The sequence below is a fragment of the Paraburkholderia polaris genome, assembly GCF_012927345.1.
In the GTDB taxonomy this organism is placed as follows: Bacteria; Pseudomonadota; Gammaproteobacteria; order Burkholderiales; family Burkholderiaceae; genus Paraburkholderia; species Paraburkholderia polaris.
The window spans coordinates 1-2674 of sequence record NZ_JABBGJ010000116.1; the positions used below are offsets into that span (position 1 = coordinate 1).

Annotated in this window: 1 protein-coding gene and 2 pseudogenes; all 3 read left to right on the plus strand. The window is 61.9% G+C overall.

From position 1 onward, the window contains the following. The first annotated feature begins 11 nt into the window (after positions 1-11). Positions 12-398 carry a group II intron maturase-specific domain-containing protein gene (locus tag HHL24_RS43110; RefSeq protein WP_329606839.1) on the plus strand — a complete coding sequence of 129 codons (387 nt, stop codon included), beginning with the start codon at positions 12-14 and terminating at the stop codon, positions 396-398. Positions 399-552: 154 nt separating this feature from the next. After that, positions 553-1706: pseudogene (locus tag HHL24_RS43115) on the plus strand (IS110 family RNA-guided transposase). Between the two features lie 552 nt (positions 1707-2258). Then, positions 2259-2635: pseudogene (locus tag HHL24_RS43120) on the plus strand (transposase). Positions 2636-2674 lie beyond the last annotated feature (39 nt).

Consider the following 2674-nt stretch of genomic DNA (forward strand, 5'->3'; position numbering starts at 1 on the left):
TCAGGGAGATCGTGAGGCAGCACAGGAGCGCCACACAGACGAATCTGATTCTGCAACTCAACCCTGTGATTCGGGGTTGGGCCATGTATCACCGTCATGTGGTTTCCAAGTCTCATTTTACGTCGGTAGACGCTCACATCTGGCAGCTCTTATGGAAATGGGCTATGCGTCGGCATCCCACGAAAGGCACGGGTTGGGTGAAGCACAAATACTTCCACGTAGAGGGACATCGTACCTGGGCGTTTACCGCGCGAACCAAAAATCGCGGGGTCATCCGACTGTTTCGAGCTACGATGATTCCAATTGTTCGGCACGTGAAGATACGTGGTCAGGCAAATCCCTTTGACCCTGCGTGGTCGTCTTACTTTGCCCGTCGTCGAACCGCGACCGATGGTTGATTGCCCGGTCCCATCCGATGGGGCTGCCGAGTGGCTTGAGCCGGATGCGGGGCGACTCGCACGTCCGGTTCTTAGATCCTATGTAGCGTGAGAGTCGTCAAGGCCCGAGTCGTAAGATTGACGTGGCCAAGGCTTTGCTCATTGGAGGGGCATCATGGACGCAAATCACGTTACCGAACCCCATGCTGAAGACTTCATACTGGCGCTGTCGCTCGAACTTGCCGTCGGGAAGTGGAAGGTGGCGCTGCACGATGGTCAGCGCGAGCGGCCGGCCGTGCACACGGTCGCGCAGCCCCAGGCCGCCGCCCGCCTGCAGGCCGTGCTTGACGTGATCGAACAGCAGAAGCTGAAGTGGTCGCTGCCGGCCAGCGTGCGCATCGTCGTCAGCTACGAAGCTGGCCAGGACGCGTTCTGGATCTGTCGCGCGCTGCAGGCGCACGGCATCGAGTGCTACGTCATCGATCCGGCCAGCATCCCGGTCGAACGTCACAAGCGGCGCGCGAAGACTGACCGGCTCGATGCCATCAAGCTGGTGATCAATCTGCGCGCGTGGCTACGCGGCGAGCGCGACCGCATGCACGTGGTGCACGTGCCGTCGCCACAGGACGAGGCATCACGCCAGCTGATGCGCGATCGCGGCCAGTTGCAGAAGGAAGTGCTGCAGCACCGCGACCGGATGCGCAAGCTGCTGGCCACGCTCGGCTGCTGGGATGAGGTCAATCACAAGGCCTTCGCCGGCCGCCTCGCCCGCGACCAGGTCCGGTGTCATGATGGCACACCGTTGCCGCCCGAGCTGCGTGAGCGCCTGCTGCGCGAGTGCGAACGGCTCGCGCTGGCGGAGCAGCAGCTCGCGGCGCTGGAGAAGACGCGCCAGGCGAGCCTGCCGGCACCCGCGCGCCAGCGAAGCGATGACCTGGCGCGCCTGAAGGGGATTGGCGAAGTGGGCGCCTCGCGCCTCGCGCTGGAACTGTTCTGGCGGGAGTTCAGCAACCGGCGCCAAGTGGGTGCGTGCGTCGGGCTGGTGCCGCAGCCCTATGACAGCGGCGAGAGCCAGGTCGACCAGGGGATCATCAACAGGGCAACCGGCGGGTGCGCGCGCTGCTGGTCGAGATGGCGTGGACCTGGCTGCGCTACCAGCCCGACAGTGCACTGACACAGTGGTTCAACCGGCGCACGCAGGGCACGGGGCCGAACCGCCGCGCGTGGCGCATCGCCATCGTCGCTGTCGCACGGCGACTGCTGATTGCACTATGGCGCTACCTAAAGGACGGCGTTATTCCTGAGGGCGCACAGATGAAACCAGTCTGAGATCGTATTGCATGGCGATAGTGATGCCGCGACAATCGGATCACTTACTGTTCCCATGGTTGAAGTGGACATGCCCGTCCGCCCCCTGGGTTGCCGACGCAACCGATTCTTAGATGGGGCATGTCACCCGGACAAGATTCCGGCGCAGCGCGCATGCAGGATAGGGCTGGTGAACCGCCAGCGGATAGAAGGTTGTGAAACGTTGGATCGTCTCACGAGCGCCACGGCCGGCTTCAGGCAGGGACGTAGATTCGATTGCAGCAATTACTGGGCGACGTGGAATGCGCCTGTATGTTGGTGAGCGCAACACCCCCGCGCTCACCAACATACGCCAGCATATCGCCTCTTCCCAGTGTCAAGGGTTCGCTACGCCAGCCTTCGCCTGCCCTTGACCCGCCATACGCTCTAGCAAGGAGAAGATGCGGAAGAAATTGATCGACGCTTTGTAAGCGACCTTGACAAATTACTGCCCATAGAAGGGGGCGGTGGCGCAGCAATGCGCCATCGCTACCCGACATCGGAGTCGATGTGGAGTCGGGCCTGGTGCACAGTGTGAAGTGCACGCCGGCGAACGTTCACGACATCACCGTCGCGCATGAACTGTTGCACGGGAAAGAAAAGATTGCGTTTCTGATGCGGGCTATGTGGGCATCGAGAAGCGAGGCGAAACGGGAGCGGTGCAGTGGCACGTCGCGATGCGACCGAGCAAGCGGCGAAAGCTGGACAGGAGCAATCGGCTCGACAGGATCTACGACGAGATCGAGCGACTGAAAGCGGGTGTAAGAGCGAAGGTGGAACATCCGTTTCGGGTGCTGAAGTGTCAGTTTGGCTATCTGAAGGCGCGGTATCGAGGATTGGCGAAGAACACGGCTCAGATCGAAACGCAGTTCGCGCTGGCTAATCTGTGGATGGCGCGCAAGATGCTGTGAAGCGCAACGAAGGCCGAAGGCGTGCGGTAAAGGCGAGGC